Here is a 13,371-nt window from a genome sequence, read left to right as displayed (position 1 = left end):
CGACTCCTTCAGAGCACCTGGCTCTGAGCTTCGCGCCCTTTCTCCAGCAGGATCAAGCGCTCGCGCTCGATCGCGAAGGTCGTGAGCGAGGCGTGGTCGGGCCGGAAGGCCATGACGTCCGCGGTCCCGGTCGCCACCGCGACCGCCGCGTTCAGGGCGACGAAGTGGCTGAACACGGCGGCTCCGGCGTGCTCACGCAAGGCCGAGGCGACGCCCTCGGTCCAGGCCACATAGTCGAGGTCGCCCCTGATCTGGTCCCAGCGCCCCGCGAACGCCTCGCGCAGCCACGCGGGACGCTCGGCCGGCGACAGGGCGGCCGGGGTCGGAATCTCGCCGACACGGGGGTCGACCTCGACCGGCACGCCAAGCGCCAAGGCGAGCGGCGCGGCGGTTTCCTGACAACGACGCAGCGGCGAAGACACCACGCGGGCCGGACGCCGCGCGAGCGGCAAGGCCAAGATGGCCTCGGCCACGGCCCGCGCTTGAGCATGGCCGATCTGGTCGAGCCCGGGATCCGCATCGCTTTCGCCCCAGGCGGCCGCCGGCTTGCCGTGCCGGATCACGTGAACGAAGCTCATGGCGATCAATCCCGAACCAGAAAGCGGCGGCGCGGCGCCGAAGGGTTGAGCCAAGCGACAGCCGCCACAACTTTCAGCAATCCTGGCGACATCGAGGCATTATGGCCGCGTCCCCAATCCGGAAATTGACCAACCGCAAATAAAATCGACGCTCCGCCCCGCACTTCCAGCCCCATTCAAACGATCGTTTCCCGGGATCGTAGGCTCGAAACGGAACGCGGCAAGCGCATTTGACGGCGAACGAGCACATGCCCGATCGAGAGGCGCCAGGCGCCTAAATTTCGATCGCGCGGTCGGAAGTGCATTCTCTCGTCGTAATAGTGGCCGACGCTCGCTTGCGGCGGAACAGGCGACATGATCGGTGCGCCTACAGTGAAGGCGGCCAACCGCCGACGGGCCCGAAAGTGGAACCGATGAAGAAGATCGAAGCCATCATCAAGCCGTTCAAGCTGGATGAGGTGAAAGAGGCTCTGCAGGACATGGGCGTCCAGGGGATGACCGTTCTGGAAGCCAAGGGCTACGGCCGCCAGAAGGGTCACACCGAGCTGTATCGCGGCGCCGAGTACGTCGTCGACTTCCTCCCCAAGATCAAGGTCGAGGTGGTCATCGAGGACAGCCAGCTGGACGCCGCGCTGGACGCGATCACCCGCGCCGCCCGAACGGGCCGCATCGGTGATGGCAAGATTTTCGTCTCGGACATCGCGGACGTTATCCGCATCCGAACCGGAGAAAACGGCCCGGCCGCCGTCTAGGCCGGATCGTCAACGCTTAAGAGAGCTCTAGAAGGGGATACGTAATGACCACCGCCAAGGACATCCTGCACCTGATCAAGGAAAAGGACGTCAAGTACGTCGACGTCCGCTTCACCGACATTCGCGGCAAGATGCAGCACGTCACGTTCGACATCGATCTGGTCGACGACGACTTCCTGAACGACGGCACGATGTTCGACGGTTCGTCGATCGCCGGCTGGAAGGCCATCAACGAGTCGGACATGAAGCTGCGTCCCGACCTGTCGAGCGCGATCATCGACCCGTTCTACCAGCAGACCACGCTGGCCCTGTTCTGCGACGTCGTGAACCCCGACACGGGCACCCCGTACAACCGCGACCCGCGCTCGATCGCCAAGTCCGCGCTCAGCTATCTGAAGTCGGCCGGCGTGGGCGACACCGTTTACTTTGGTCCGGAAGCCGAGTTCTTCATCTTCGACGACGTGCGCTGGTCGGTTTCGCCGAACAACACCGGCTACTCGTATGACTCGACCGAGCTGCCGATCAATTCGGCCAAGGAATACGCCGAGGGCAACATGGGTCACCGCCCGGGCCCGAAGGGCGGCTACTTCCCGGTGAACCCGGTCGACAGCTGCCAGGACCTGCGCGGCGAAATGCTGGCCGTCATGGGCGAGCTCGGCATGAAGCCGGAAAAGCACCACCACGAGGTGGCCCCGGCCCAACACGAGCTCGGCCTGAAGTTCGACACCATGGTGACCATGGCCGACCGGATGCAGCTCTATAAGTACGTCATCCACAACGTCGCCGCCGCTTACGGCAAGACGGCCACCTTCATGGCGAAGCCGATGTTCGCCGACAACGGTTCGGGCATGCACGTGCACCAGTCGATCTGGCAGGACGGCAAGCCGCTGTTCGCCGGCGACAAGTACGCCGGCCTGTCGCAAGAATGCCTGTGGTACATCGGCGGCATCATCAAGCACGCCAAGGCGATCAACGCGTTCTCGAACTCGACGACAAACTCGTACAAGCGCCTGGTCCCCGGCTACGAAGCCCCGGTGAAGCTGGCCTACAGCTCGCGCAACCGCTCGGCCTCGATCCGCATCCCGCACGTCGACTCGCCGAAGGCCAAGCGCATCGAAGCTCGCTTCCCTGACCCGATGGGCAACCCGTACCTGACCTTCGTCGCCCTGCTGATGGCCGGCCTGGACGGCATCATCAACAAGATCGATCCGGGTCCGGCCGCCGACAAGAACCTGTACGACCTGCCGCCCCGCGAGCAGAAGAAGATCCCGGAAGTCTGCGGCTCGCTGCGCGAGGCCCTGGAAAGCCTGGACAAGGACCGCGCCTTCCTGAAGGCCGGCGGCGTCATGGATGACGACTTCATCGACAGCTATATCGAGCTGAAGATGGAAGAGGTGATGCGCCTGCAACTGCACCCGCACCCCGTCGAATTCGATATGTACTACAAGTGCTAATCGCCTAAGCGATAGACACCGCGAAGGGCCGGAGAGCGATCTCCGGCCCTTTTTTATCGCGCCTCGATCAGGAAGCCGCGCCCGAAGTGGAACAATTTATTACTTACTGGGCAGCGCTGAATAAAATTGTCGCAACTTCGCAACAGAACCGACGCAATCGGCCCAAAACAGACGAAATCACGCCCCGAGAGATATCCCCCGAGCCACGGTTTCGCTTATCGCAACGCAACAGACGCGCCGTTAACGCCCCGGTTCAGAGTCGGCGAACGCGGCGCGCATCATCACAGGATGTCTCCATGCCCCATGCCCATCGCACCCTGCGTCGCGCCCTGACCGTCTCCTGCGGCCTCGCCGCCCTCGCCTCGGCCCTGGCCGTCGCCCCCGCCGCCTTCGCGCAGGACGCGACGAAAGTCGGCGAAGTGATCATCACCGCCCAGAAGCGCAGCGAAAACCTGCAGGACGTGCCGGTCTCGGTCGCGGCCATCAGCGGCGAGCGCCTGCAATCGATCTTCGCCGCGGGTGAGGACATCCTGGCCCTGTCGGCCAAGACCCCCGGCCTCTACGCCGAGTCCTCGAACGGCCGCGTCGCTCCGCGCTTCTACATCCGCGGCCTCGGCAACGCCGACTTCGACCTGGCCGCCTCTCAGCCGGTGTCGATCATCCAGGACGAAGTGGTTCTCGAGAACGTCGTCCTGAAAAGCTCGCCGATCTACGACCTCGACCACGTCGAAGTTCTGCGGGGCCCGCAAGGCACCCTGTTCGGCCGCAACACCACCGCCGGCATCGTCAAGTTCGACACGATCAAGCCGACCGAGGAAATGACTGGCCGCGCCAGCGCCTCTTACGGCACCTATAACACCTTCAACTTCGACGGCGGCGTCGGCGGCGCCCTGGTCGAGGGCAAGGTGGCGGCCCGCGCCTCGTTCCTGTTCCAGCACCGCGACAACTGGATCAACAACGGCTTCACAAAGAAGGACGACCAGCTGGGCGGCTATGACGAGCGCGCCGCTCGCCTGCAGGTGCTGTTCACGCCGACCGAAAAGCTGTCGGCCCTGTTCAACATCCACGGCCGCGACCTCGACGGCACCGCCGCCGTGTTCCGCGCCAACATCCTGACCAAGGGCTCGAACAAGCTCAACAGCAACTATGTCACCGACACCGTCTATTATGACGCCGGCGGCAACAACCCGCAGAAGTACAAGGGCTTCGGCGGCTCGGCCAACGTCCAGTACGACTTCGGGCCGACCAAGCTGACCTCGATCACCGCCTATGAGAACACCCACGGCTTCAGCCGCGGCGACATCGACGGCGGCAACCCCAAGGGCCCGGGCTTCATCCCGTTCCAGTCGGAATCCCAGGACGGCCTGAAGAACCTCTACCAGTGGACCCAGGAACTGCGCCTGGCCAGCAACACCCCCGGTCCGCTGACCTGGCAAGTGGGCGGCTTCTACTTCGACACCAAGTACGCCATCCGCACCGACCCGTTCTTCGCTCCGGCCACGGTGCTGCAACAGAAGAACAAGTCCTGGGCGGCTTTCGGCCAGGCCTCGTACAAGTTCACCGATCAGCTGACCGTCACGGGCGGCCTGCGCTACACCAAGGACGACAAGGACCTGAAGGTCCTCTACGGCCCCAACATGGCCGCGCCGGTCTCGGTGTCGGACTCGAAGGTCACCTGGGACCTGAGCGCCTTCTACAAGCTGACCGACGACGTCAGCGCCTACGCCAAGGTGGCCTCGGGCTTCCGCGGTCCGTCGATCCAGGGCCGCGACATCGCCTTCTTCTCGCCGGCCTCGGCCGCCAAGTCCGAAACGATCATGTCGTATGAGGCGGGCCTGAAGAGCGAACTGCTGGACCGTCGCGTGCGTCTGAACGGCGCGGTGTTCACCTACACGATCACCGATCCGCAATTCAGCGCGGTCGGCGGCGGCAGCAACTCCAACCGCCTGATCAACGCCAAGAAGGGCGAGGCCTACGGCCTGGAACTGGACGGCGAGTTCGTGGTCACCCCGAACCTCGTCCTGACCGCCGGCTACAGCTACAACCACACCAAGATCAAGGACAACACGCTGGCCGTCGCCGTCTGCGCGGCCTGCACGATCACCAATCCGCTGAACGCGGCCGGCCAAGCCCTCGTGAACGGCAACCCGTTCCCGAACGCGCCGAAGTACATCTTCGACTTCACCGCCCGCTATGCTTACCCCATCGCGAGCGGCGAGCTGTTCGCCTACACGGACTGGAAGGTCCAGGGCTTCACGAACTTCTTCCTCTACGAATCCAAGGAGTTCTACAGCAAGGGCGATTTCGAGGGCGGCCTGAAGCTGGGCTACGCCAACAAGGCCGCTGGCTGGGAAGTGGCGGCTTTCGCCCGCAACATCACCAACGAGCACAACCTGCGCGGCGCGATCGACTTCGACAACCTGACGGGCTTCGTCAACGATCCGCGCGTGATCGGCGTTTCGGTCGACACGCACTTCTAAGATCGAATTCGATCTTGGAACTCGGAAAGGCCGCGGAGCAATCCGCGGCCTTTTCTGCGCCCGTATCGAGCCGCCTTGAGATCCACTCCAAGATGCGCGTCGATACTCTTGATAGCGGGGCGCTTTTCGTCTGTGCTGCCCGCTTCTTCGAGAGTCGGGGCTTTTCATGATCAGATGGCGAAACGCGGCCTTGACCGCGAGCCTCCTCGCGCTGGGGCTATCGGCCTGCGCGACCACCAGCACGCCTCCTAAATCCGCGACCGCGGCCAAGCCGGCGGAAAAGGTCGAGGCCAAGCCGCTGCCCAAGGGTCTGGATGGACAGGCGTCGACCGGCTTCCCGTCGACCTACAAGCCGTTTCCCTCGCGCCCGACCGCCTTCGTCGGCGCCACGGTGCTGACGGCGACCGGCCAGCAGATCGAGAAGGGCGTGGTCATCGCCTCGGGCGGCAAGATCGTCGCCGTCGGCGGCCCCGACACGCCCATTCCGGCCGACGTGGTCAAGGTCGACGCGACCGGCAAGTGGATCACGCCCGGTATCATCGACGTGCACAGCCACCTGGGCGTCTATCCCTCGCCCGGCGTCCAGGCGCGGTCCGACGGCAACGAGGCCACGGACCCGAACACGGCTCAGGTCTGGGCCGAGCACTCGGTCTGGCCGCAGGATCCTGGCTTCAACCGGGCCCGCGCCGGCGGCGTCACGACGCTGCAGATCCTCCCCGGCTCGGCCAACCTGTTCGGGGGCCGCTCGGTGACGCTGAAGAACGTGCCGTCCCTGACCACCCAGGGCATGAAGTTCCCCGACGCCCCCTACGGCCTGAAGATGGCCTGCGGCGAGAATCCCAAGCGCGTCTATGGCTCCAAGGGCCGCTCGCCCTCGACGGCGATGGGCAACGTCTACGGCTACCGCAAGGCCTGGATCGAGGCGGCGGACTACGCCCGCAGATGGGACGACTATCGCGCCAAGGTCCAGAAGGGCGAAAAGGCCGACGCGCCCAAGCGCGACCTGCAGCTGGAAACCCTAGCGGGCGTGCTGAAGGGCGACATCCTCGTGCAGAACCACTGCTACCGGGCCGACGAAGAAGCCACGATGATCGATATCGCCAAGGAGTTCGGCTACAAGGTCACCGCCTTCCACCACGCCATCGAGAGCTATAAGATCGCCCCCTTGCTGGCCAAGGAAGGCGTTTGCTCGGCGACCTGGGCCTCTTGGACCGGGTTCAAGATGGAAAGCTTCGACGGCATCGACGCCAACGCCGCCTTGATCTGGAAGGCCGGGGCCTGCGTGGTCATCCACTCCGACGACCCGATCATCACCCAGCGCCTGAACCAGGAAGCCGCGATCGCCATGACGGCCGGCAACAAGCTGGGTCTGGGCGTCACGCGGGCCGAGGCGATCAAGTGGATCACGGCCAACTCGGCCAAGATGATCGGCATCGGCGACAAGACCGGTTCTCTGGAGCCCGGCAAGGCCGCCGACATCGTGGTGTGGAGCCGCGATCCGTTCAGCGTCTACGCCCAGGCCGAGAAGGTCTATATCGACGGCGCGCTGATCTATGATCGCCATGACGCGCGCTTCCAGCCCAAGTCCGATTTCGAGCTCGGCCAACCCGGCCAGGGAGCGTTCAACTGATGATCCGGTCTCTGCTTCTCGCCAGCGCCGCCTGCGCGCTGGCCCTTCCGGCGGCCGCCGAGACGGTGGCCATCGTCAACGCGCGCATCGAGCCGGTCTCCAGCGCCGCGATCCCCGCCGGGACCCTGGTGATCAAGGACGGGAAGATCGCCGCCGTCGGCGCCAATGTCGCGGTTCCGGCCGGGGCGCGGGTCGTCGACGCCAAGGGCGGCGTGGTCACGCCCGGCCTCGTCGCGGCGGCCTCTAACCTCGGCGCCTCGGAGGTCAGCGGCGTGCGCGAGACCCGTGACGACGGCACCGGCAACGCGCTCTCCGCCGCCTTCGACATCGCCTACGCGATCAATCCCGCCTCGACCTTCATCCCGCTGGCCCGCGACGGCGGGATCACCAGCTCGGCCGTGACGCCGGTGCTCTCCGGCGTCGGCGGCGGGGCCAGCGAGCACGCCGACGACGGCGTGGTCGAGGAGATGACCGCCGGCAAGGTCGGCTCGGGCGATCCGCCGCTGTTCGGCGGCCAGGCCGCGTTCATCCGCCTGAAGGCCGGCGCGCCGGACATCGTCGAGGCCTCCAAGCTGGCCGTCGCCGTCTCGCTGGGCGAGAGCGGCGCTCGGGCGGTCGGCGGCTCTCGCGGCGCGGACCTCGTTTTGATCCGCTCGGCTCTGGAGGACGCTCGCGCCTTCGCCGCCCGGCGCGCCGCCTACGAGCAGGGCGCGACCCGCGACTTCGGCCTCTCGCGCCTGGATCTGCAAGCGCTGGTTCCCGTCGTGCAGGGCAAGACGCCGCTGCTGATCCGCGTCTCGCGCGCCGCCGACATCCGCCAGGCGCTGAAGCTGGCGGCCGACGAGAAGATCCGCGTCATCCTTGAGGGCGTCGAGGAGGGCTGGATGGTCGCCCCGGAGATCGCCAAGGCCGGCGTCCCGGTCATCGTCGATCCCCAGGCCGACCTGCCCGAGAGCTTCGAGGCGTTGGGGGCTCGGCTCGACAACGCCGCCCGCCTGCACGCCGCCGGGGTGACGGTGGCGATCAACGGAGCGCGGGACTTCAACAACCTCCGCCAGGAGCGGCTGAACGCCGGCCTGGCCGTCGCCAACGGCCTGCCCTACGCGGCGGGCCTGGCCGCCGTGACCCTGGTTCCGGCCCGGATCTGGGGCCAGGACGGCAAGATCGGCTCGCTGGACGTGGGCAAGGTCGCCGACGTGGTGGTCTGGAACGGCGATCCGCTGGAGACGACCAGCTGGCCGCTGAACGTCTTCGTCGGCGGGGTCGAACAGCCCAAGGACAGCCGCCAGACCCAGCTGCGAGACCGCTACGCCAAGAGCGACGACAGCGGCTATCCGCCGGCGTATCGCTAGAGCCCTTTCCGATCTGATTGATCCAATCAGATCGGATAAAAGGGCTCTAAATCAAAAGTTTAGAGCATTTTTCGATCCGATAACCGTTTCACACTTATCGGAAAATGCTCTAGCGGGTCCCTTTGACGATCCGCCCCCGGCTTGCTGGGGGCGGATTTCGCTTTTCAGCGGAAGCCCGGCGGCCCATACGAGGCCCCCGCGTTCGAATCGCCTAGACTTCCGCCGATGTCCTCTTCCGATAAAGCCCCCTCCCTGTTCGACGACGACGCCCTGGCGCCGGTTCCCGCCGCGCCGCTGCGCAGCCCGGTCGAGCCCGTCCCCGCCGCCGCGCCGCGTCCGATCCCGCCGCCGCCTCCGTCCAAGACCTCGGCCCCGGGCGAGTACTCGGCCGCCGACATCGAGGTGCTGGAGGGCCTGGAGCCGGTCCGCAAGCGCCCGGGCATGTACATCGGCGGCACCGACGAGCGGGCCCTGCACCACCTGTTCGCCGAAGTGCTGGACAACTCGATGGACGAGGCCGTGGCCGGCTTCGCCAAGACCATCGAGGTCAAGCTCGACGCCGACGGCTTCCTGTCCGTCAAGGACGACGGCCGGGGGATGCCCGTCGACCCGCACCCGAAGTACCCCGGCAAGTCGGCGCTGGAGGTCATCATGACCGTCCTGCACGCCGGCGGTAAGTTCACGGGCAAGGCCTACGAGACCTCCGGCGGCCTGCACGGCGTCGGCGCGTCGGTCGTCAACGCCCTGTCCGAGCGCGTCGAGGTCACCGTCTGGCGCGACGGCTTCGAGCACCTTCAGGTCTTCGCCCGCGGCAAGCCGCTGGGTCCGATCCAGCAGGTCGCCCCGTCGAAGAAGAAGGGCACCATGGTGCGCTTCAAGCCCGACGACGAGATCTTCGGCGAGGGCGTCGGCTTCAAGCCGGCGCGCCTGTACCGCATGGCCCGTTCGAAGGCCTATCTGTTTCGCGGCGTGCAGATCAAATGGTCCTGCGACCCGTCCCGCATCCACGACCAGACCCCGCCCGAAGCCACGTTCCACTTCCCCAACGGCCTGGCCGACTTCCTGGCCGAGCGGACCAAGGGCCTGACCACCGTGACGCCCGAGAGCTTCTCGGGCCGCATCGAGCGCCAGGGCGAGGCTGGCGCGGTCGAATGGGCCGTCAGCTGGACGCCCCAGGGCTTTGGCGAGCACGACGGCTTCATGCAGTCGTACTGCAACACCGTGCCCACCCCCGAAGGCGGCACCCACGAGAGCGGCTTCCGCGCCGCCCTGACCCGAGGCCTCAAGGCCTATGCCGAGCTCAAGGGCGAAAAGCGCGGAACGATCATCACCGCCGACGACGTCGTCGCCCAGGCCGGCGCCCTGATCTCGGTGTTCATCAAGAACCCCGAGTTCCAGGGCCAGACCAAGGAAAAGCTCTCGACCACCGAGGCCCAGCGCTTCGTCGAGGCGGCGCTGCGCGACCCGTTCGACCTGTGGCTGGCCTCCAGCCCGAAGAACGCCCAGGCCCTGCTGGAATTCGTCATCGAGCGGGCCGAGGAACGCCTCAAGCGCCGCAAGGACAAGGAAGTCTCCCGCGCCTCGGCGACCCGCAAGCTGCGCCTGCCCGGCAAGCTGGCCGACTGCGCCGGCGGGGCCGTCGACGGCGCCGAGCTCTTCATCGTCGAAGGCGACTCGGCCGGCGGCTCGGCCAAGCAGGCTCGCGACCGCAAGTACCAGGCCATCCTGCCCCTGCGCGGCAAGATCCTGAACGTCGCCTCCGCGTCCGGCGAGAAGTTCACCGCCAACAAGGAGCTGTCGGACCTGATGCTGGCCCTGGGGGCCCAGGGCGGATCCAAGTACCGTGAGGAGGATCTGCGCTACGAGCGGATCATCATCATGACCGACGCCGACGTCGACGGCGCCCACATCGCCTCCCTGCTGATCACCTTCTTCTACCGCACCATGCCGGACGTGATCCGCCAGGGGCACCTGTTCCTGGCCCTGCCGCCGCTGTACCGCATCAGCCACGGCAGCAAGAGCGAGTACGCCCGCGACGACGCCCACAAGGACGAACTCCTGGCCACGGTGTTCAAGGGCAAGAAGCCCGAGATCGGCCGCTTCAAGGGCCTGGGCGAGATGATGGCCTCCCAGCTGAAGGAGACCACCATGGACCCCAAGCGCCGCACCCTGGCCCGCGTGACCCTGCCGCGCCACGAGGAGAGCGTCGAGGAACTGGTCGAGACCCTGATGGGCCGCAAACCCGAGCTGCGCTTCCGGTTCATCCAGGAGAACGCCGAGTTCGCCGCGGCGGATCTGGATTTGTAAGCGCGGCGCTGTCCCCCTCCACCGGCTTCGCCGGTCCCTCTAAGCCAAGCGCGCCAACCCTCGCGCCCCACATCCCCTCTCCCTAGGGGAGAGGGTTCTGGACGCTCGTACCTTTCGGTGCGTTCGCCCCCTGCTCGGCCCGCATCCGATAGGCCATCACCGCCGTATGGCCCAGCCGTTCGACCAGCCGCCAATTCACGATCGCCCCCAGCGGCGCGCCGACCAAGGGGATGAACTGGGCCAGTTTCGCCAGGTCGATGTGGTCGCGGTACTGCTGCTGGAAGGCCCGCCAGTCGAAGTCGTCCAGACGGCGGGGATGGGGCTTGGCGTCCCAGTCGTCCATCGCCGCCAGCACCCCGGCCCGATGCTCGGCGTCGGAAAACGCCAGCTCGAAGACGTGCAGGATGAACAGCCGCTCGCTCAGCACGGCCCCGTCGTGGCCGAAGATCGCGGCGATCTCGAACAACAGCTTTATCTTGAAGCTCATCAGCAGCGGGAAGTCGGCCGCCGCCGCCAGGAAGCCCCCGGCCCCGGTGATCCCGCCCTCGGCCGCGGCGGTCTTGCGCCAGACGTCAATCGCCTGCTCGGCCCGCGCCTGGCGCTGGGCCAGCGTCAGGTGCGGCTGGGGATCGGCGGTGACGAAGTCGGCCCCGGTCAGCATCGCCCGCGTCATCCCCGCGATCGCGGCGGTTATGGCGGCGTGGACTTTCTCGGGGATGAGGCGGTTGATCCGCTGCTGCGCGGCGCGGGCGAGGCCGTTCAGCGGGCCGGGCGACTTGGTGAGGTCGGCGCGCCAGGTTAGGAGGTCGGGGGAGAGAGGCATTTTGCCTCTCAGCTAGATCTGACCGACCGACGTACTAGATCAACGGCTTCGCCGTATTTAGCACGTAACCGATCAAGAAACTCAGGCTCAACGACATTTGCAAAAGCCAGTTGACCCGCAAGTTCTTCCATTTGCTCGGCAGACAATTTTCCGAGCGATGCGTGATGCACTCCTGCGGACAATAAACGTTTCTTATCGCGACCGAGACTTAGTGCGCCATCATTGGCCAGCGTTACGCCTGTAACCGTTCTTCTGCGGCTTGCCGTAATGTACGTAGTTTTCTCGCCGTGAACTTGAAGACGTGGATATTTTACCTTTCGAGCGGCTTTCTCGACCTCTCCGACCATATCTTTTAGCATTCCGGCTCGTTGCCCGGAGAAGGTGAGATCATCGGCGTATCGAGTATAGGCAATTCCCCGTCGTTCCGCCTCGGCGCTGACTTGAGTGTCAAAGTCGTACATAAGGACGTTCGAGAGGACCGGTGACGAAGGCGCCCCGATCGAAAGTCGAAATATCTTTTCGCCCTTATTTCTTCTAAAGAAAATCAAAGACGTTATCTCTCGATCTTCTTCAGAAAGGATATCGTGATCACGGCAATAGCGCTGCCAATCGGTACTACGGATCGAAGGGAAGAAATCTCGAAAGTCCATTTTCAAGATTGGACCGCTACCAGCGTGCGGAGCGGCGTTATCCCGAATAGACATACCTGTTCTGTACGCTCGCGCGGCGTCGTGCACAGGAAGCGCTCCGAGTAATCGGCCGACAAGTACGCGCTGAAGAACTTTCAGTTCTCTCGCAGGCTGCGCAATCTCGCGCATACCGCCCGTTCGCTTAGGAATATAAAATACTTTATAGCGACGCGGTGCAGTCCGAATAATGCGGATAAGATCAGAATTAGACAATCCGGTTTCGGCGGACAATAATCGGATGAGATCGCTCATGCGGCTCCCCCCGACGGAGGACTAAGGACCGCAGTTATTGCCTTCAGCCGAGCCGGATCGTGCTTCTGCCAAAAGGCCCGGATATCGGAACGCCACCGCACCTTGTCTCGCGTCCCTCCCTCCAACTTGTAATCAAGCGCAGGTTCGCCGGGAGCGGCAACGTAGAATATGTGGTTCCCCTTGCGAACCTTCTGAATCCAACCAAGAAGCTGGGCGCAATATATAAAGTTCTGCAGCCGACCGCTCTCGATTTCAAACTTCTCTAAATATGCCTTCAATTCCCCAATAGTAAGCGCGCCGAATTCCTGGCAAAGGCCAGTCATGAACAGGATAGCATGGCCGCTATTATTACGATCTAGCCTTGACCATGCACTCCTAGACTCAAGTCGCTTTTTGACCGCAGGCAGAATGTTAGCTGCAAAGGCAGACGTGTTAAGTGCTTCGATCGTGCCAGTCGGAGATATTCCGACTTCCGACCGATCGAGGACAAGTATCCACTCCTCGCCATATTCGTTTTCAAGAAAACGTATGGGCCCATTTCTAATAAACGATACCGCGCCGTAATAGTAGTCATCAAGGACAGCGAGCAGACTTGGCGCGACAGTTTTAAGCGCAGCAAAAGCGCCAAGCTCCGCGAGACTCCCAGGGCTCTCTGCGAAAAGTAATATAAGACCAACAATCTGGGCTATATCAGATTCGAAACTAAATAGATCCCGATACCCAGCTTCCGCTGTCAAAGGAAGTGCATCTTCAGCCAGCACCACACTGAAGTCCGGGGCGCTGTTTTTGCAAACTCTATAAAACGCATCCCGCAGCATAACGGGCGCCGCGAGAGAGGAATCTATTACGCCACCGCACAAGAATACAACAGTAGTAGGAGCATGAACCCGAAAAGCCTCCGGCTTCATGCTCTTTATTAGGTCAGATGGATGAAATTCTGCCACTTACCTGTGAAGGTGAGGAAGAGGGTTATGTCTTATCGAGCGTAGCGGCCTCATCGAGGCGATGAGACATAACCCTCTTCCGCACCGATAAGAGTCTACAATCAATTTAA

General features: G+C 64.2%; 10 protein-coding genes. 6 read left to right on the top strand and 4 right to left on the bottom strand.

Annotation, left to right across the window (positions count from 1 at the left end):
- Window positions 1-8: 8 nt before the first annotated feature.
- Complete coding sequence (locus OR37_RS00555; protein WP_004615151.1) at window positions 9-578, bottom strand: histidine phosphatase family protein; 570 nt, start codon at window positions 576-578, stop codon at window positions 9-11.
- A gap of 413 nt (window positions 579-991) precedes the next feature.
- Here OR37_RS00555 and OR37_RS00550 point away from each other — a divergent pair, with 413 nt between their 5' ends.
- The 6 genes from OR37_RS00550 to parE all read left to right on the top strand — a co-directional run bounded on the left by OR37_RS00550 (window position 992) and on the right by parE (window position 10,553).
- Window positions 992-1,330, top strand: a complete 339-nt coding sequence (locus OR37_RS00550; RefSeq protein WP_004615150.1) for a P-II family nitrogen regulator — start codon at window positions 992-994, stop codon at window positions 1,328-1,330.
- Window positions 1,331-1,374: 44 nt separating this feature from the next.
- Complete coding sequence (gene glnA, locus OR37_RS00545; protein WP_004615149.1) at window positions 1,375-2,784, top strand: type I glutamate--ammonia ligase; 1,410 nt, start codon at window positions 1,375-1,377, stop codon at window positions 2,782-2,784.
- A 296-nt stretch (window positions 2,785-3,080) separates the two neighbouring features.
- Window positions 3,081-5,264, top strand: a complete 2,184-nt coding sequence (locus OR37_RS00540; RefSeq protein ID WP_004615148.1) for a TonB-dependent receptor — start codon at window positions 3,081-3,083, stop codon at window positions 5,262-5,264.
- Between the two features lie 166 nt (window positions 5,265-5,430).
- Window positions 5,431-6,894, top strand: coding sequence for an amidohydrolase (locus OR37_RS00535; RefSeq protein ID WP_004615147.1), 1,464 nt, complete (start codon window positions 5,431-5,433; stop codon window positions 6,892-6,894).
- Complete coding sequence (locus OR37_RS00530) at window positions 6,894-8,246, top strand: amidohydrolase family protein (protein ID WP_004615146.1); 1,353 nt, start codon at window positions 6,894-6,896, stop codon at window positions 8,244-8,246. The genes OR37_RS00535 and OR37_RS00530 overlap by 1 nt, the downstream gene beginning before the upstream one ends.
- Before the next feature lie 225 nt (window positions 8,247-8,471).
- The gene (gene parE / locus OR37_RS00525; RefSeq protein WP_004615145.1) at window positions 8,472-10,553 is read left to right on the top strand and encodes a DNA topoisomerase IV subunit B; all 2,082 of its coding nucleotides are present in this window, start codon (window positions 8,472-8,474) and stop codon (window positions 10,551-10,553) included.
- 82 nt (window positions 10,554-10,635) lie between these two features.
- Here parE and OR37_RS00520 read toward each other — a convergent pair whose 3' ends face one another.
- From OR37_RS00520 to OR37_RS21595, 3 genes are read right to left on the bottom strand one after another with little or no spacing between them, the layout of a single operon-like run.
- Complete coding sequence (locus OR37_RS00520; RefSeq protein ID WP_004615143.1) at window positions 10,636-11,376, bottom strand: EcsC family protein; 741 nt, start codon at window positions 11,374-11,376, stop codon at window positions 10,636-10,638.
- 8 nt (window positions 11,377-11,384) lie between these two features.
- Window positions 11,385-12,317 (bottom strand): retron St85 family RNA-directed DNA polymerase, encoded by a 933-nt coding sequence (locus tag OR37_RS20885; protein WP_004615142.1) that lies wholly within the window; start codon window positions 12,315-12,317, stop codon window positions 11,385-11,387.
- Window positions 12,314-13,225, bottom strand: a complete 912-nt coding sequence (locus OR37_RS21595) for a retron St85 family effector protein (RefSeq protein ID WP_004615141.1) — start codon at window positions 13,223-13,225, stop codon at window positions 12,314-12,316. Before OR37_RS21595 ends, OR37_RS20885 begins: the two co-directional genes overlap by 4 nt.
- Between the last annotated feature and the right edge of the window lie 146 nt (window positions 13,226-13,371).

This window comes from Caulobacter vibrioides OR37 (assembly GCF_000372645.1).
In the GTDB taxonomy this organism is placed as follows: Bacteria; Pseudomonadota; Alphaproteobacteria; order Caulobacterales; family Caulobacteraceae; genus Caulobacter; species Caulobacter vibrioides_E.
Note: the sequence above shows the minus strand (reverse complement) of the source record. Positions and strands in the feature narration are given on the sequence as shown.